This window comes from Kribbella sp. NPDC023972 (assembly GCF_040639075.1).
Lineage (GTDB): Bacteria > Actinomycetota > Actinomycetes > Propionibacteriales > Kribbellaceae > Kribbella.
This window is the reverse complement of the sequence record NZ_JBEZZH010000004.1, coordinates 236,225-252,944: the sequence shown is the minus strand read 5'-3', so window position 1 is coordinate 252,944 and position 16,720 is coordinate 236,225. Positions and strand designations below refer to the sequence as shown.

Annotated in this window: 18 protein-coding genes and 1 tRNA gene; 7 read left to right on the top strand and 12 right to left on the bottom strand. The window is 68.1% G+C overall.

Annotated elements, in window-relative coordinates; all coding sequences use genetic code 11:
- Window positions 1-43 precede the first annotated feature (43 nt).
- From AB0F43_RS18325 to AB0F43_RS18315, 3 genes are all read right to left on the bottom strand, one after another.
- On the bottom strand, window positions 44-658 hold the full coding sequence (locus AB0F43_RS18325) for a gamma carbonic anhydrase family protein (protein ID WP_360477556.1): 615 nt from the start codon (window positions 656-658) through the stop codon (window positions 44-46).
- Between the two features lie 287 nt (window positions 659-945).
- Complete coding sequence (locus AB0F43_RS18320) at window positions 946-2,163, bottom strand: MFS transporter (protein WP_360477553.1); 1,218 nt, start codon at window positions 2,161-2,163, stop codon at window positions 946-948.
- A 141-nt stretch (window positions 2,164-2,304) separates the two neighbouring features.
- The gene (locus tag AB0F43_RS18315; protein WP_360477550.1) at window positions 2,305-3,543 is read right to left on the bottom strand and encodes an MFS transporter; all 1,239 of its coding nucleotides are present in this window, start codon (window positions 3,541-3,543) and stop codon (window positions 2,305-2,307) included.
- A gap of 284 nt (window positions 3,544-3,827) precedes the next feature.
- Between AB0F43_RS18315 and AB0F43_RS18310 the strand changes: the two genes are divergently transcribed.
- The 4 genes from AB0F43_RS18310 (at window position 3,828) to AB0F43_RS18295 (ending at window position 6,020) form a co-directional block, all read left to right on the top strand.
- A tRNA-Ser gene (locus AB0F43_RS18310) sits at window positions 3,828-3,916 on the top strand.
- Between the two features lie 338 nt (window positions 3,917-4,254).
- The gene (locus AB0F43_RS18305) at window positions 4,255-4,818 is read left to right on the top strand and encodes a dihydrofolate reductase family protein (RefSeq protein WP_360477547.1); all 564 of its coding nucleotides are present in this window, start codon (window positions 4,255-4,257) and stop codon (window positions 4,816-4,818) included.
- Window positions 4,819-5,106: 288 nt separating this feature from the next.
- Window positions 5,107-5,460: a PadR family transcriptional regulator gene (locus AB0F43_RS18300; protein WP_360477544.1), complete on the top strand. Its 354-nt coding sequence runs from the start codon at window positions 5,107-5,109 to the stop codon at window positions 5,458-5,460.
- On the top strand, window positions 5,457-6,020 hold the full coding sequence (locus AB0F43_RS18295; protein ID WP_360477541.1) for a hypothetical protein: 564 nt from the start codon (window positions 5,457-5,459) through the stop codon (window positions 6,018-6,020). Before AB0F43_RS18300 ends, AB0F43_RS18295 begins: the two co-directional genes overlap by 4 nt.
- A 183-nt stretch (window positions 6,021-6,203) precedes the next feature.
- Here the strand turns inward: AB0F43_RS18295 and AB0F43_RS18290 are convergent, their stop codons facing one another.
- Together AB0F43_RS18290 and AB0F43_RS18285 are read right to left on the bottom strand one after the other, a co-directional pair.
- Window positions 6,204-7,229 (bottom strand): hypothetical protein, encoded by a 1,026-nt coding sequence (locus AB0F43_RS18290; protein WP_360477538.1) that lies wholly within the window; start codon window positions 7,227-7,229, stop codon window positions 6,204-6,206.
- A 3-nt stretch (window positions 7,230-7,232) separates the two neighbouring features.
- Entirely contained in the window at window positions 7,233-7,793 is a 561-nt protein-coding gene (locus tag AB0F43_RS18285; protein WP_360477535.1) for a hypothetical protein, read from the bottom strand.
- A gap of 220 nt (window positions 7,794-8,013) precedes the next feature.
- Between AB0F43_RS18285 and AB0F43_RS18280 the strand changes: the two genes are divergently transcribed.
- A complete protein-coding gene (locus AB0F43_RS18280) occupies window positions 8,014-8,775 on the top strand; it encodes an alpha/beta hydrolase (RefSeq protein ID WP_360477532.1) in 762 nt (253 codons plus the stop codon).
- Window positions 8,776-8,810: 35 nt separating this feature from the next.
- Here the strand turns inward: AB0F43_RS18280 and AB0F43_RS18275 are convergent, their stop codons facing one another.
- From AB0F43_RS18275 to AB0F43_RS18260, 4 genes are all read right to left on the bottom strand, one after another.
- Window positions 8,811-9,248 (bottom strand): nuclear transport factor 2 family protein, encoded by a 438-nt coding sequence (locus AB0F43_RS18275; RefSeq protein ID WP_360477529.1) that lies wholly within the window; start codon window positions 9,246-9,248, stop codon window positions 8,811-8,813.
- Window positions 9,249-9,330: 82 nt separating this feature from the next.
- Window positions 9,331-10,284, bottom strand: coding sequence for a sigma-70 family RNA polymerase sigma factor (locus tag AB0F43_RS18270; protein WP_360477526.1), 954 nt, complete (start codon window positions 10,282-10,284; stop codon window positions 9,331-9,333).
- Window positions 10,284-11,330, bottom strand: a complete 1,047-nt coding sequence (gene trpD / locus AB0F43_RS18265) for an anthranilate phosphoribosyltransferase (RefSeq protein WP_360477523.1) — start codon at window positions 11,328-11,330, stop codon at window positions 10,284-10,286. Before trpD ends, AB0F43_RS18270 begins: the two co-directional genes overlap by 1 nt.
- 149 nt (window positions 11,331-11,479) lie before the next feature.
- Window positions 11,480-12,274, bottom strand: a complete 795-nt coding sequence (locus AB0F43_RS18260; protein WP_360477521.1) for a glycoside hydrolase family 16 protein — start codon at window positions 12,272-12,274, stop codon at window positions 11,480-11,482.
- Between the two features lie 91 nt (window positions 12,275-12,365).
- On the opposite strand from AB0F43_RS18260, the gene AB0F43_RS18255 reads away from it, so the two are divergent.
- Window positions 12,366-13,244 (top strand): sigma-70 family RNA polymerase sigma factor, encoded by an 879-nt coding sequence (locus tag AB0F43_RS18255; protein WP_360477518.1) that lies wholly within the window; start codon window positions 12,366-12,368, stop codon window positions 13,242-13,244.
- On the opposite strand, the gene AB0F43_RS18250 is transcribed toward AB0F43_RS18255, so the two are convergent.
- Entirely contained in the window at window positions 13,192-13,977 is a 786-nt protein-coding gene (locus AB0F43_RS18250; protein WP_360477515.1) for an aminoglycoside phosphotransferase family protein, read from the bottom strand. The genes AB0F43_RS18255 and AB0F43_RS18250 overlap by 53 nt on opposite strands.
- A gap of 83 nt (window positions 13,978-14,060) precedes the next feature.
- Here AB0F43_RS18250 and AB0F43_RS18245 point away from each other — a divergent pair, with 83 nt between their 5' ends.
- A complete protein-coding gene (locus AB0F43_RS18245; protein ID WP_360477512.1) occupies window positions 14,061-15,320 on the top strand; it encodes an FAD-binding protein in 1,260 nt (419 codons plus the stop codon).
- A gap of 69 nt (window positions 15,321-15,389) precedes the next feature.
- On the opposite strand, the gene AB0F43_RS18240 is transcribed toward AB0F43_RS18245, so the two are convergent.
- Both AB0F43_RS18240 and AB0F43_RS18235 read right to left on the bottom strand, forming a co-directional pair.
- The gene (locus AB0F43_RS18240; RefSeq protein WP_360477509.1) at window positions 15,390-16,277 is read right to left on the bottom strand and encodes an SH3 domain-containing protein; all 888 of its coding nucleotides are present in this window, start codon (window positions 16,275-16,277) and stop codon (window positions 15,390-15,392) included.
- A 267-nt stretch (window positions 16,278-16,544) separates the two neighbouring features.
- Window positions 16,545-16,697 carry a hypothetical protein gene (locus tag AB0F43_RS18235; protein WP_360477507.1) on the bottom strand — a complete coding sequence of 51 codons (153 nt, stop codon included), beginning with the start codon at window positions 16,695-16,697 and terminating at the stop codon, window positions 16,545-16,547.
- Between the last annotated feature and the right edge of the window lie 23 nt (window positions 16,698-16,720).

Here is a 16,720-nt window from a genome sequence, read left to right as displayed (position 1 = left end):
CGCAGCCCGACTGACAGCTGACGCGGGGTCGCGCAGGTTGACGTCAGCTGAGACTGCTACTCGGGTCGGGTAGTTGGCGGTCGTCCAGGTGGGCGCCGTAGAAAGTGGATTGGCGGGCCATGATGTCGCGCATGGGGGTGCCGCGTGGAACGCCGTACACGGTGCCGGGGAAGTCCAGGTCGCGCTGGAGTTGCCAGAGCTCCTCGTGCCGGTCGGGCGAGAAGAGCCGGGCCGGGTCGCCGACCGCGATCCACCCGATCGGGAGGACCGCGCCGGGTTCCAGGCGCGAGTTCACGTGCAGCACGCTGTTGATCCGGAGTTCCGCGCCCGCGCCGGCGACCGAACCGGGGAACAACGCGGCGCCCGTGGCGATGAAGACCTCGTCCTCGACCGTGGCGCCGTTCACGTGTGCATGGGGACCTACCAGGACCGCGTCGCCGAGCAGGGCGGGATGATCGGCCCGGCCGCGCACTAGGGCGTTCTCCATCACCACACTGTTCGCACCGAGACGGACCTCACCGTTCTCCGCGGTCAGCACGGCACCGTGCAGGACCCGGCTGCCTTCAGCCAGGACGACGGCGCCACAGAGGACTGCCGATGGTGCGACATACGCGGATTCGGGCACGACCGGTCGTCGGCCGCGGTGTTCGAGCAGCATTCAGCGTTGTCCCTTCGTTGAGCATCACCTCGTCCTCGTCAGCTGTACCCGTTCGGCGTGCGGATCTCCACTGCCCGGGCCCTCACCACCCGGGCGGCGGTGCCCGGCGACCGTCCACATCGGAGGTGGGAGGCTCGGTCGCCCGGACAATCCGGGTTGGAGAACCGCGAACGAGGAAAACATTAGAACAGATGTTCGATCCATCGCAACGAATCCTGACCCGTCAACCGCTCGACTCGGGAGGGCCTACGACGTCAGGGCTGCGCCCAGCACCAGACCTTGGGGGTTCAGCGGCGTTGGGTGGTGGAGTGGGGGAGGGTGCGGTCGAGGATGAGGATGGTGGCTGCGGCCAGGAGGGCCAGCGCGGACAGCGCGATCCAGGGGAACTCGTGCCGGACCTCGAAGAGTTGCGCGAAGAACCCAGGCGCCAGCACGCTCGCGAAGGTGAAGGAGTACTGCCAGTACGACAGGTACTTCCCATGCCCGATCACCGGCGCGACCGCCGCAGCAAGCGCGTTGGACGTCGCCGCGTGCAGTACGTCGGCAAACGCGAAGACTGCCGTAGCCAGGATCAGACCGGGTACGACGAGTGCGGTGGGGATGTGGAGCAGTGATGACATCAGCACTCCCCACACGGCCCAGGTCACACCGGCGACAATCAGCACGTTGGTACGACGCCGCTTCTCGGTGTGCCGCACTACCAGGGTCTGCCCGGTCGCCAGTACGACGGACACCGCCGCCAGCAAGACACCGACCAACCACTTCGGTGCGGGGAGCGCTTCAGCGACGTACACAGGGAGTCCGACGCCGAACAGCATCGTGCAGAGCGCCAGTACGGTGTTGGCGCCGATCAGGACCAGGAACGGCTTGTCCTTGCGTAGCAGGGGCGCCGGACCGGTGTCCTGCGCCTCACGCTTGTGGTGCGAGGGGTGCAACCGCAGCAGGAGCAGACCGGCCAGGAAGAACGTCACCGCGTTCAGCGCCATGGCGATGAGGAACGGAGTGTCCCCGCCCGCGGCCAGCAACGCACCAGCCGCCAGTGCACCCAGGCCGAAGCCGCCGGCCTGCATCATGCCGCCGAGGCCGAACCACCTGTCGCGATCACCCTCGTCGGCCACGTCCGACAACAGGCTGAAGATCGACGACCAGAAGACCCGCTGACCGAATGTCGTCACCAGCGCACACAGGAACAGCAGCCACAGCGACCTGCCGAAGAAGAACCCCGCGAACGCCAGGCCCTGCGCGAATTGCGACCCGACAACCAGGTTGCGCGGCCCGAGCCGGTCGATCACCACGCCCACGCCAGCCGGTGCGGCGATGGAGAACAAGGTCGCCAGAGTCAGCAGCATGCCCGCCGTACCGAGGGGGACCTCTGCGACCCGGACGAAGTAGAGCAGCAGCAGCGGTCCCGCGCAGCCGCCACCGAATGAGTCGATCGCCAGACCGATGAGGAGCGGCAAGCGGCCGCGGACGTTCGGGAGGCCGAGGGAGGTGGCTGTGGGCATGACAGAGTGCTCCGATCGCATCGACTCGGCCCACTCGCAGCACGGCTACGAGACCACTCCACCAGGGGTCTTCCCCTGGCTACAGTTGGGGCTCTCGGCCGAAAACAGTAGCAAGGCCCGGCCGAGAGCCTCCAGCCCTTTTCAGTCCGCTGCGGGCACTCGCCGTACCGACACATGCCGGAGCGGCTGCCAAGCCACTGCGGTCATCAGCACCATCGCGACGAACGCACTCGCGAACGGCGCGGCCAGTCCGAAGTTCTGCGCGAGTAGGCCGCCCAGACCTGAGCCGATCGCCGCTCCGCCCACCGAGGCCAGCAGGTACACGCTGTTCACCCGCCCCATCAGTGGCTCCGGTGTGGCGAGCTGCCTGGCTGTCGTCGACACGATGCCCCACACCACCGCGTGGACGCCGAAGACGGCCATGGTCGCGCCGGCGACCCACGGACTCCGCGTCAGCGCGAGGATCAGGTGCACCGTGGTCTCGATCACCAGTCCAGCCCGCAGGAGAGTCAGCGAACCGACACGTGGTTCCAGCACGTGGTACACCGGCATGCCGAGCAGCCCGCCGATCGCACCGACCGACACCAGCAGCCCGAACTGCGTATCACTCAGTCCGAGCCGCTCCCGCGCGAACAGCACCCAGGTAGCGAAGGCCGCACAGAAGGTGATGTTCATGACGAGGATCGAGCACGCCAGCGTCCGCACACCCGCGTGCGCCCACAACCAGCGCACCCCCTCGCGTACTTCGGTCCAGAGCGCCGTACGTCCCGACGCGTCCGGAGCCGGCGGACGTACGGCGACCCGCGCGATCAGAGCGGCCGCGGCGGCGAAGGTGACGGCGTCGAACACCAGCGGTACGCCGGCGCCGACGGCGAACAGCAGCGCACCAAGCGGAGGCCCGCCGAGCTGCTGCAGCAGCGTGCCGGTGGCGAACAACCGCGCATTCGCCTTCCCCAGCTGAGCTCTCGGTACGGCGCTCACCAGCAACGCACCGGAGGCGTTGTCGGCGAGGGTTTCCGCCGTACCGAGCAGGAAGAGCGCGGCGTAGACGGCCCACAGTGGCGAAGTGTCCAGCAGTACGGCGATGCCGAGCGCGCCGAGGACGATCGAACGAAAGATGTCGGCGGCAACGATCATCAAGCGGCGGTCGAGCCGGTCGACGAGAGCCCCGCTGAACAAGGCGAACAGCAACCAGGGCAGCTGCTGGACGAACGCGGCCGCGCCGACGGCGACCGGTTCACGGGTGATCGAGGCAACCAGCAACGGGCCGGCGGCGAGCATGGCGCCGTCGCCGAGGTTCGAGATGATCGACGCCGGCCAGATCTTGCCGAAGTCGGAGCCGAGCTCGGTGGGCAGCAGAAACGTACGGAGGGATCGCATCCGAATCTCCAGAGGGCATGACGGGACAACCTGACAACCGGCGCCGCTCCGGCACCGGCGGGTGATCCGGTCGGCTGCTGATCAGGCTGTGCTGATCAGAGCAGCGACCGGACGGTGCGTGCCATGTCCTCGAACGACCGAGACATTGCGCTCACCTCCGTCCGCACACTCAGGCGGCCCGTCCGCCTTTCCGCAGACCATACAGTCCACCGCCCGTCCCCGCACTCCCGTTCGCCCCCAGCAGACCGCCGCGCTATCCTCGACGATCGGCGACCACGTCGCCTGGAGGGTTCGCATAGTGGCCGAGTGCGCTGGTCTTGAAAACCGGTAGGGCGGGTGACCGTCCTCGTGGGTTCGAATCCCACACCCTCCGCTCATCTCTCCCCGAGAGTGGCCCTGCCCTGCGGAAACACACTGCTGTAGTGCGTCCGGGTGTCCGACTGAGTCTGGCTTTGTCCGATTGCGATCGGCTGGTTTCGGTTGGCCGTGCAGAATCCATGCAATGGCCCGCCCCCTATGTTCCATACCCGGAGTCCAAGGAGCTCATCGGCGCGGGCCCCAGCAAGTGCCACGGCCGTATAGGCGCCGACGGAGAAGCCTCGTGAGAATTTCTGCCGATGACCTGTCGGATCCGGAGTGAGGCGTTCGTAGTAGGGGTGACGGGCAGCCGGAGAAAGGCCGCCGGACTGACAGAAAGAAAGGCATGGCGCCATGCGGAAACTGATCTACGGCATGAACCTGACCCTGGACGGCTACATCGCCGCGCCCGGCGACGACATCGGCTGGGGCAGGCCGAGCGACGAGCTGTTTCAGTGGTGGCTCGACCAGGAGTTGGCGATCGGGCTGTTGATGTACGGGCGCAAGCTGTGGGAGACGATGAGTTCCCACTGGCCGACCGGCGACCAGCAGCCCGACGCGACCCCGGCGCAGATCGAGTTCGCGCGGAACTGGCGGGACACGCCGAAGGTGGTGTTCTCCTCGACGATCGACAAGGTCGACTGGAACACCCGCCTGGTCACCGGCGACGCTGTAGCGGAGATCACCCGACTCAAGGCCGACGACGGCGAGCCGATGAGGGTCGGTGGCGCCACGCTCGCTGGGGCGGCCATGCGGGCCGGGCTGGTCGACGAGTACGAGATCGTCACCCATCCGGTGCTGGTGGGCGGCGGCAGACCGTTCTTCACCGCGCTGGACAGCTGGGTGAACCTGAACCTGGTTGAGACGCGGACGTTTCCCGGCGGCGTGGTCCTGACCAGGTACGAGACGAGGCGTTGAGCGCGATTCCTTTGCTGCTTGTCTGAGGGAGTGGCGGCATGCCCCGGAGCTTGCCGCCCCTGGACGCCGACGGTATCCCACACCCTCCGCCGAGTGACTGCGAAAGCGGTTCCTGAGCCTGCGGAACGCCCGCAGACTCGTGGGTCGAGCTCGCCCAGGTGTTGATCGGCGACGAAGACAGCCGCTGACGGCTCGGTGCCGGTGGGTTGTCGGAGCGACATCCAATCGAGATTCGGCTGAGGGCCGGCCGTTGTGTTTTAGCTGGCGTGAACAGGTACTGTGTGTCGCATGGTAGCGGAGAAGGTCTTCACGCAGCTCCGGCGCGGAACGCTGGAGTACTGCGTGCTCGCTCTGTTGCAGGGGGAAGAACGCTACGGATTCGACCTGGTCAAGGCGCTCGGGGAAGTCGACGGGATGGTGACGACCGAGGGCACGATCTACCCGCTGCTGGCACGGTTGCGGCGGGAGGGCCGGGTGGAGACCAGTTGGCGCGAGTCGGACGCCGGGCCGCCACGGCGTTATTACAAGTCCACCCCCGCGGGCCGTCAGGCGCTCGCGGCATTCATCGCCGATTGGAACACGTTCCGGACCTCGGTCGACACGATCCTGCGTCACGGACAGAAAGATGGAGACAAACCATGAGCGCTGACCGGTTGGTCGAGGCGTATCTGAAGCACCTGGCCGAGGCGGCGGAGTCGCTGCCGGCGCAACGGCGGGACGACCTCGTTGCCGAGGTGACCTCGCACATCGCCGAGGCGCGCGCGGCCGGCGCCACTTCGGAGAGCGACGTGCGAGAGGTTCTGCAGCGGTTGGGTGATCCCGGGGACATCGTCGCCGCGGCTACCGACGGCCTGGTCCTGGTCGAGCAGCCGCCGCGGTTGCGGCTCCGGGATTTCGCCGCACTCGTGCTGCTGTTCTTTGGACCGTTCGTCGTGGTGATCGGCTGGCTGGCCGGTGTCTGGCTGCTGTGGAGCTCCGACCGCTGGAACCGAGTCGAGAAATTGCTCGGCACGCTGGCTTGGCCGGTCGCCTACGCGGCCGCCCTGGTCAGCGACTGGGTCTTCCAGTCCCCGGTGTGGGTGTCCCTCCTGGTCGGCAACCTGCTCGATATCGCGATCCTCGTCGTCCTGGCCAAGAAGGCCCGCCCGGGACGGTCCGGCGCTTCCCGCAGTGTTCCGGCCAGCGCCACGCCTGTTGCCTAAGGCAACAGCCAAGAGCTCGGCCGGGCGACGACGCCGTACACCTCAGCGCTTCGTCCGGCCACCGCATGGGGTGAACCGACGGAGGCGGGCGAGCCAGCTCCAGGCCAGATCGTCGCAGACACCTACGGGATGCTCAACCTGCTGGTCTCGACGGAGGCCCGCTGGAGCCGCCCCGAAGCGGATCTACGCCGGCGAGCGCGCGGCACCGACTCGGCGGCGTCGCCCGCGCGCGGCGCGCAGAACCACCAGGCTCAGGAGCAGGACGAGGAGGCCGACGGCGGCGTACAGCCAGGTCCGCCAAGGGAAACCAGTGCCCACCGGGGCCGCCGCGCCTTTGGCGGGGAAGGTGATCGTCGCTGCGGCTGTGTGCGTCACCAGCCCACTGCGCAGGGTGAGCCGGGCATCCCACGGCCCGGCTGGCAGCCGCTCGTCGAGGGCGATCGTGACCGCGTCCGACGCACCGATGGCCAGCGTGGTGCCGAGACGGGCGTTGAACGGACCGGCGCGGAGCCCACCCGGTCCGTCCTTCAGGCTCATGGTCCCGCCCAGGTCGAGCGCCCGACCTCCCGTGTTGCGGACCCGCGCGACGACCACCGGGAAGCCGGTGGTCGAGCGCTGAGCGGCCAGCGACTCGATCTTGAAGTCCGCAGCCGGTGCTCCGCCTGGCCCGACGGACAAGTAGAGGCGGATGCCGACACGGCTGACTGCGACCACGCCGCCGCCCTTCGCGGTTGGCGATCGTGTCTCGGCCCAGACGACGGCGTACCGCTCCCCAGGGGAGGCATCGCGCGGAATCGCCACCGTCACGGTGGTCGCCATCCGGCCGCCGGCCGCGAGGTCGAACCTGCCCGGGGCTACCGAGGTCCAGCTGGACAGCTCGTTCGGCGTGTGCCCGTCAGCACCTTGGAAGGAGCCGCTCGTGATGACGGCGGCAGCGGGGTACAGAAGCCCCTGGGTTCTGCCGGTCACGGTGCTGCTGACCTCGATGCGGCGGTGGATCACCGTTCCAGGTGCCAGGTGATCCACAATGTACAACCGGGCTCGCGGATCCTTGCCGGCCGAGACCGGCGCGTCGAGCAGTCGGACGCCGATGGCGCCCTGGCCAGCGGTCAGCTGCGACCCGGGTGTCGTAGGGGCTGCGCCCGCGGGCGCGGCCACCACGACGGTGAGGGCGAGCACCGCCAGCAGACCGCGCCGCCGCGCCCCCATGACTCAGAGGACCGAGTGCGTGATCGTGCCCGAGTAGACGGCGGGAGCCATGCCACCGGGGACGGTGACGTTGATCGTCGGGTTCCAGGTGGCGGAGTTGTCACCGGTGATGGCGGTAGCCGTCACCACACTGGAGGACGCGACGATGACGCCCGGATCGTTAGCCGTGTAGGTCGCGGTGCCCACCTTGGTGATCGCCCCGACCGTGTACCCGATTCCCGTGGCGGGAATGGCCGGTCCAGTCGTGGGGGTGAACGCGGTCGAGATGACGGACGCCACCCAGCCGGTTCCTGCGGCTGCACTGCGCGCGTCGCTGACCTGCACCGTGCCCAGGGGGCCGGAGATCGTTCCACCTCCCACGGTGTTGGCGCGGCTGCCCAGATTGGCGCTGGCCGTCGGCGCGGTGAGCGCGAGGACTCCACCGGTTACCGTCAGCGTCGCCGGGCTGTCAGCGGCCGTCTCGGCCGCGGCGGGCAGAGTCACGCTCAACAGGAGCGCGCCACCGGCAGCGCCGGCGAGAAGGCGGGCGGTTCGTGCCGGGGTCAGGTTTCGGGGTGGAGTCATGACGGTTCCTCTTATCTTGGATAGAGAGAGGAAGCGTCGAGCCTTGTCGACGGGGAGGACCGGTTGCCGGTCCCAGCCCGAACCAGGCGTCTCCTCCGAGAGATACTGCGGTGCTCTCGCACTGTAACACAGCAATTACGGATTGTATCGATCGGTCGGCGGAGACTCGGCCTCCGTCGACGACTGACGACCTGCACCGTCGGCCTGCCAAGGTAGGGAGATGGAGCTGCGGATTGCGGTGGACGGGGGCGAGGTTTGGGCTGAGCATGTGGCTGGGCCGGGGGTGCCGGTGGTGTTGTTGCATCCGGGGGTGGGGGACTCGCGGGTGTGGGATCCGGTGATGCCTCGGCTGGTGGAGCGGCATCGGGTGGTTCGGTACGACGTTCGCGGGTACGGCCGGTCCGCTCCGCCGACGAGTGAGTTCTCGTTGGTCGGTGATCTGGTCAGTGTGCTGGACCAGTTGGGGCTCGACCAGGTTGTGCTGGTCGGCTGCAGCATGGGCTGCGACACCGCGCTCAACCTGGCGCTGAACGATCCGGGCCGGGTGCGGGCGCTCGTACTCCTCTGCCCGGGCGTGAGCGGATTCCCGATGCCAGACGAGCCCGAGCTCGATGCGCGGTTCGAGGCTCTCGCCGAGGCACGGGACGTCGCCGGGCTCGTGCAGCTCGGTCTTCGCTTGTGGGCCGGCGCCGGAGCCGACGAGGCAGCGGTCGCCCAGCTGGAGGCCGCCGTACCCGCGTGGTTCGACCAAGCCGACTACCTGCGCGCGGACCCGCCGGTCTACGACCGCCTCCACGAGATCCAGGCCCCGTCCGTGGTCATGGTCGGCGACAAGGACCGCCCGATCCTCGCCGCCGTCGCCGGCGCCACCGCCGCCCGCATCCCGGGCTGCGAGTTCAGCTGGCTACCTGGCGCCGACCACCTCCCCAGCCTGCGGTGCCCGGACCAGGTAGCCGAAACCATCCTGCGCCTATCCCTTTGAGGGATAGGACAAGTGTTGGTGGACGGTGGTGGCGTCTAGGCCGGACTTGAAGCCTGGATATCGGCCGAGGCGACTGCGGGTAGTTCGTGCGGGAATGAGTGATGTTCGTGCGTGACGATCCAGCGGTCGTTTTCCCGGCGGAGGCCGATGGTCAGGCGGAGGCGCAGTGCTGGGTTCTCCTCCAGTTCGTCGGGGGTGCCGCAGCGCAGGAGGCCGTGGGCGAAGGCAACGTCTTCGCCGGCCGTGACCTCCAGTGATTCCAGCTCGAAAGACGCGCCCGAGCGCTGCCATTCGAAGAAGCCGGGCCAGGTGTCGCGATAAGCGTCCAGCCCGCGCACCCCGTCGTACGGCGGGGGTACGTCGAACATCACGATGTCTGAGGCGTGGTCGGCCAGGACCTCGTCCAGCTCGCCGGTGTGGACCGCGGTGACCCAGTTCTCGATCAGCGTGCGGACTTCCTGCTCGTTCGTCATGTTTCCGTCCTTTCCAGGGAACCGTCACCACTGGAACCCCGGCTCCGCGCGGAAACTCATCGCGCTGACCAGAAAGAACGGGTCAGGAGATTTCCTCGGGCAGTCCGAACGAGGCGAAGTCCGCCTCCAGGAACGAGACGACCTCCACGATCTCCGACCCGCGGACGACGATCACGTCGAGCCCACCCGGCACGTAGCGGTCGTGATCCCACAGGTACGTCCCGAACGCCAGCTGCCCGTTCGCTCGGACCGGGAGGAACCGCCACTTCTCTCGCAGCGGTCCGTCCAGCAGGAACCGCCGGATCCGCTCCCGGCCGGAGAACCACTGCAGCAGCGGCGGCATCGAGTACTTCGCGTCGTCCGCCAGCATCGCCACGATCGCGTCGACGTCACCGGCCTCCCACGCGGCCACGTACCGCCGTACCAGGTCTCGCTCGGCGGACTTGCCCAACTTCCGCAGTGTCTCCTGCTGACTGGGCTGCACCGAGCTCAGCACGGCACGGGCTCGGTGCAGTGCACTGTTCACCGCTGCAACCGACGTCCCCAGCAGCTCAGCCACCTCCCGAGCAGCAAACGCCAGTACGTCGCGCAACAGCAAGACTGCACGCTGTAGCGCTGACAGGTGCTGCAGTGACGCGACGAACGCCAGCTCCACCGTCTCCAGCGCTACCACTCGTCCCTCTGGGCTCAGACGCGCGGTCCACTCCAGCCTGCTCGGCGGATACGGCTCAAGCCACTCAGCCTCGAAGGACGCATCCAGGTCGGTCGGCAACTCGCGCTTGCTGCGCTTCTCGATCAGCGTGAGGCACCGGTTCGTAGCGATCTTGTAGAGCCACGCCCGGAGCGAACCGCGGTCCTCGTACCGATGCAGACCGCTCCAGGCCCGCATCAGCGTCTCCTGTACGGCGTCGTCCGCCTCGGCGTCGGACCCGAGCATCCGGTAACAGTGCGCATGCAGCTCTCCACGCCACGGCCCTACCAGTTGGCCGAAGGCGTTCTGATCACCGTCTCGTGCGGCGTCGAGCAGGTCACGCATCAACTGCACGTTAGCGACTGACTGGTCCAGCGTTCCAGCGTTGCGGCTGCCTTTCCGTTGTCCACAGCCTGCCGGCACCGCTCCAGACAGTCCGCGAACTGCTCGAGCAGCAGCCCATCCCCAAGCTCCAGCGTCACCAATGCGGCCGCAGCATTCAGCAGTACGACGTCCCGCACCGGCCCGGGCTCCCCGTCGACCAGACCGCGCAGGACCCGAGCGTTGTACGCGGCGTCACCACCACGCAGCTCAGCCAACGACACCGGCGGCAACCCGAGCGACCGCGGGTCGAACACCACTTCTGAGGCAATGCCGCCGTACACAACCCACAGGCGTGACAGCCCGGTAGTGGTCAGCTTGTCGAGCCCGTCGTCGCCGCGAGCCACCAGAGCGGACCGGCCCTGCGCAGCGAGCGCTCCGGCGATCACAGACAGCATCCGTGGGTTGGCGACGCCGACCAGTTGGTGCTGGGGGTCTGCCGGGTTCAGCAAAGGTCCGAGCACGTTGAACGCGGTTGGCACCGCCAACTCACGTCGTACGACGGCCACGTGGCGCAGCGCCGGGTTGAAGCGCGGAGCGAACAGATAGGTGAGTCCGACGTCGGCAGCGACCTGCACGGCTTCGTCAGCGGACAGGTCGAGTGGCACGCCCAGGTGCTCGACCAGGTCCGCAGAACCACCGGCGGAAGAGGATGCGGCGCGTCCACCGTGCTTGACCACTGTCACGCCGGTGGACGCAGCGACCACGGCGGCCATCGTGGAGATGTTCACCGCGCCGGTCCGGTCGCCGCCCGTCCCGACGATGTCCACGAACGACCCGCGGATTCTGACCGGCGTCGCGTGCGCGCGCAGTACCGAAGCAAGGCCGGTGACCTCGTCGGCCGTCTCGCCCTTGGCGCGCAAGGCGATCAGGAAGCCGGAGATCTGCGCCGGTGACGCGTCGCCCAGCACCAGCTGGTCCATCGCCCAGGCGGTGTCCGCGGCCGTCAGGTCAGAGCCGGCCAGAAGCGCGGAGATGAGCCCGGACCAGGTCCGGAGTGTTGTTGCCATTGGCAATCCTCAGGGTGCTGGGCCGCCCACGAGGAGACATCACAACGGCCGCCTCGGAGGAGACGGCCGGGTGGGATACGCGCGGAAGCAGACCGTCTAGTCGACGGCCCACCAGATGCCCGCGCACAGGAACATGGCGATGACCTTAGTCAGGCAACCAGTTCCTCCGCAACGTTCCACCCGCGGATGTGGTCGATGATGAAGGTCGGGACGAGCTCGTCGTCGTCGCCGACGCTGCGGTCGGGGAAGTCGAAGACGGCGAGCATGAGCTGCACCGGGTACGACGGCGCGCCCTGGCAACTGCGGATCGGGACGCCGTCGACGAAGAACGACACCTCACTGCCGGTCCACTGGACGGCGTACGTGTGGAAGTCGGCCAGGTCGATCGGGAGCGGAACCGCCTCGAAGTCCTGCGGCACGGCCGGGTCGCGAATGGTCTTCAGACCCATGCCGACCGCCGTGGATTCGCCGGGGACGACCGCGTCGCCGAAGACCTCCATCACGCAGATCTCCCCGCACCGCTGCGGCTGGTCCTCGAGCCCGACCATCCACAGCGACACCATGGAGCGCGGACTGATCTCGGCACGGGCGTGCAGCTCGATGTATCCGCCGTACGGCGTCCAGCCCCAGAACGGCTCCTGCTCCTCGCGGACAACCAGCCCGTCGCGGTACGGCTGCTGCCCAACGGTGCTGCCGACCGGCCCCGAGTAGTTGCCCGACTGGATACCCGAGACGCGCAGATCCGGCTTGTGGTCACCAGCGCACCACAGCCCCTGCGTCGACGGGATGCTGAGCGTGAGGCACGAGTTGTCCACCGTGTACGTCGCGGCTGACGCCGTACGCGAGCTCCACTGCGGCAAGTAGTACGGCGACCAGACGGACAGGTCCAGCGCGGAGCCGCCGAAGTGGTCTTCGAACACCAGATCGCCACGGGTCTCAGGCATGCCCCCATCATGGGCCTTGGGCCAGCGCTGTCACATCATGGTGGCGCGATCCGTCAGGGAGATGACGGCGTACGACGGGAGACTGTGACCAGTGGACGACCACGACCAGCTTGCGCGGCAGTTCGAGCAGCACCGGGGACACCTGCGTGCGGTGGCGTACCGGATGCTCGGTTCGCTGGCAGAGGCCGAGGACGCGGTGCAGGAGGCGTGGCTGCGGCTGAGCCGGTCGGACGTGAGTGACGTCGGCAATCTGGGCGGCTGGCTGACCACTGTGGTGTCTCGGGTGTGCCTGGACACGCTGCGCAGTCGCAAGTCGCGTCGTGAGGACTTCGTGCCGGACCCGATCATCACCCGGGAGGACACCGGGCCGGGTCCGGAGGAGCACGCGGTCCAGACGGACGCGATCGGTCTCGCGCTGCTCGTCGTACTCGAGACGCTGGCGCCCGCGGAGCGGCTGGCGTTCGTGCTGCACGACATGTTCGGGGTGAGCTTCGACGAGATCGCGTCGATTGTCGACAAGTCACCCGCGGCGACCCGGCAGCTGGCGAGTCGGGCGCGGCGGCGGGTGCAGGGCAAGCCGGCGGGTGACGGGGACCCGGGACGTCAGCGCGAGATCGTCAACGCCTTCCTGGCCGCCTCACGTGGTGGCGACTTCGAAGCCCTGCTCGCGCTGCTCGACCCGGACGTCGTACTGCGCGCCGACGCCGGCGCCGAGTCCGCCGAGTACGCAGGCCCAGCGGTGTCCAAGCTCGTCCGCGGTGCCCGGGCGGTCGTCGAGCAGGCCCTCCTGTTCAGCCGCATGGCTCCGTACAACGAGGTCGCGCTGATCAACGGCCTGCCCGGCACGATGACAGTCGTCAACGGCCGCCTCATGGGCGTGATGGACCTCAAGATCGTCAACAACAAGATCACCGAAATCAACATCCTCGCCGACCTCGACCGCCTAGCCACCCTCCCCATCTCCGCCTGACCAGCGCCAACACCCTCCCGGCTTGCGCCTCCGCCGTACCGGGAGGGTTCCGTGCGGCACTCGGCCCACCCGGCCCGACCAGCGTCAGCCAGAACGCGGCCCAGAGGCACCGCGCTGCGTGGAACCGATCCGGGTCGACGGCGATCCGGTCGGCGAGCCCCGTCCAGTCGGTGCCGCGCCCGGACAGGTGCTCGACCATGTTCGCCAGCTCGATCGCCAGGTCGCCGCGACCGGCGTCCTCGAAGTCGACGATCCGGATCCGTGTGCCGTCCCAGAGGTAGTTCTCCAGGTTCGGATCACCGTGCGCGACGACCGGCTCCCTTACGTCGATCAGCTCGTACGCCGTGTCCAGCGAGGCCCGGGCTGCCGAGCCGATCACGCCTGGCACGTCTCGCAGTACAGCGAGTCCGCCCCGGACTCCGGCGACGAGGGCCGGCATGTCGATCGCCGGCAGGCCCTCCGGAGGTATCGACCAGAGCTCCCGCAGAGCGTCGCCGAGCGCATCGAGCCGGCGACCATCCAGGGAACCGCTGAGCGGGATACCGGGGACGACCGTCATCGCGATGGATGGAGGGAAGGTCACGCGGTGGAGGGGTTTGGGGGCGAGGTCAGAAGTGTGTCGGGAGATCAACTCCAGGGCGGCCCACTCGCGGCCGGGCTCGTCGCGGGGCCACGAGACGTACCGCTTCGTCAGGACCGAGCCGACGATCTCGACCGCGTGCGTAGGAGCCATCCAGAAAAGTTTGGCCGACGTGTCAATTTCGGCTGGGGTCCTTCGACGTCTGGGTAGGAGCGGATCTCGAAGGAGTGGTGGGAATGTCGACGCAGGCTGTGGGGACGGTTGCCAGCGATGTGGTGGCGGGGTTGTTGGGGGCCGGGTTCAACGGGGCGGCTTGGTTGCCGGGGGATGCGGAGTACGACGTACAGCGGAAGTCTGTGATTCCGACGGTGGACTCGCGGCCGCTGGTTGTGGCTGAGGCGTACAGCAGGACGGATGTGCAGGCGGCGGTGCGGGCGGCTCGGGAGTATGGGGTGCCGATTGCGGTGCAGGCGACCGGGCATGGGACTCGGGTGCCGGCTGATGGCGGGATCTTGCTGAAGACTTCCCCGATGACCAGCGTCCTCGTCGACCCGGAGCGCCGCATCGCGAAGGTGGGACCGGGTGCACGCTGGGGCGCTGTGATTGATGCCGCTGGGCAGTTCGGGCTGGCGCCGTTGTCGGGATCGCACCGTGATGTCGGGGTCACCGGGTACACCCTCGGCGGCGGGGTCGGGTGGCTGGCGCGGAAGTACGGGTTCGCGGCCGACAGCGTGATTCGGGCCGAGGTCGTCACCGCCGACGGCCGGCTCGTCACCGCGAGCGCCGAACACCACCCGGACCTGTTCTGGGCGATCCGTGGCGGCACGGGCAACTTCGGCATCGTCACGTCGCTGGAGTTCCGGCTGTACCCGGTCCGGCAGGTCCACGCCGGCATCGTGTACTACGGCATCGACCACGCGGCCGACATCCTGCGCCGCTACCGCGAGTGGACCACCACGATCCCCAACGAGCTGAGCACGGCCGTCGTACTGACCCAACTGGACGGCCGTCGGGCGGTCGCGATCAAGGTCATGTACGCCGGTGAAGCCGACGTGGCCGAGCACCTGCTGAAGCCCTTGTTCGAGGTCGCCGGACCGCGACTGGCCGGCGAGCTTCGGTCGATCGAGTACGGCGACGCCGCGATGGGCGGGACACCGGCCCGGCACCTGGACTTCCTCGACGTACTCACGGACGACCTGATCGAAACGCTGACCACGACGGACGCCATGGTCGAGATCCGCCACTGGGGTGGCGCGATGGCTCACCCGGGCCCCGGCGCCGGTCCGGTCGGTCACCGCAGCGCGTCGTTCTCGCTGATCATCGACCGCGAGATGCCGACCCTGCCGAGCTCGGGTCGCACGTTCGTGAACTTCCTGGGTGACCCGAACCGCGCGGACACGGCGTACGCCCCCGACGACCTGCGGCGGCTGCGCGAGGTCAAGCGGGCCTACGACCCCACGAACTTCTTCCACCTGAACGCGAACATCAGGCCGTGAAAGAAGCGACCCCGGCCCTCAGGTTCCAGAGGGCCGGGGTCGCTCGGGGCGTCAGCGGAAAGCCGACGATCAGACCGTGCCGGAGTTGCCGTAGACGGAAACGTGCACGTGGTCGTAGTGGTTCGCGGTCACACCGCCGCGGTCTTCCATCGCACGCCAGCCTTCGCTGCTGCGCTGAACCGTCCAGATGCGCTGCGACCAGATCAGCTCGCTGATGCCGAGCTTCTTGTAGTTCGCCTTCAGCCAGGCGGCGACCTCGTCGCCTTCCGAGCCGCTGACCATGATGTCGAGGGCACGACCGGTGGAGTGCTCCGAACCGCTGTCGCCCGCGCGGAGTCCGCCGTACGACGTGATGTTCGGGAACTTGGCGCAGACGGCCCGGTGGACCCGGATCGCGTCCTGGGTCAGGCCGTCCTCGACCGCCGAGCCGGACTTGCAGGCGGCCTGCGAGATGGTGCCCGCGGTGCTCGCGGTGCTCGCGACCGGCTTGGTGGCGGACAGGTACTGCGCCTTGACCCAGCGGGACTTGTTGTCCCGGACGATCTCGGCCCAGATGCCGTCGACCTTGCCGGTGACCGAGACCTTGGTGCCCTTCGGGATGACGTCCAGCAGGGTGCCTACGACCGGCATGGACCAGACGTTCAGGTCGGTGGTGGTGTACTTCGAGCCCATCACCTTCGGCGGTGTCGGGGCCTTCGCGGCGGCCCGCGTCTTCGTCGCGGTCGGCTTCGGGATGGGCGCCTGCTTCTTCAGGTGCTTCGCCGTCGGGGCCGCCGCCTTGGGCTTCGGCGTGCTGACGTTCAGCGGCGGACGGAAAGCGTCGCGGCTGATGGTCGACTCCCGCTCCAGCTGCAGGGACGAGCTGGAGATCGGAGTGCTGAGTTTGAGCTCTTGGTCGGGAAGTGCGGCTGCCGAGCCGGTGGCCACCAAGGCCACCGCCGCGCCGGGAATCGCCACCTTCGCAATACTGGGCTGGATCACCTTCGGGCGCGGCTGACGGTGCCGCGCCTGTCTATGCCGTCCTGCAGCCACTACTCACCCAATCTGTCGAGACCAAACCGTTATCGACCGGAGGAGTCAAACACACAACCCGGCAGAGTTCGCAATCGACCCGCAGTTTTAACGCATTACGAACATGCCAAGTGGGTACCGGACGTAATCCGCCCGCTATCCGGAAGTTATCGGCCCGAGATCAAACGCTTGGGCGACATTCATGCGGTCGTTTCAGCACAGAGCGTTGATGATCGCCCGCCCGATCCAGTCCGCGTACCGGTCGACCGGCCAGCCGCGGCGCAGGACGAGCAGCTCATACAGCTCGACCGCGATGTAGGTCCACAGGACGTCAGCGACCTCGTCGAGCGTGAGGCCGTCGCGCAACTGGCCGCTGTCGAGCCAAGTCC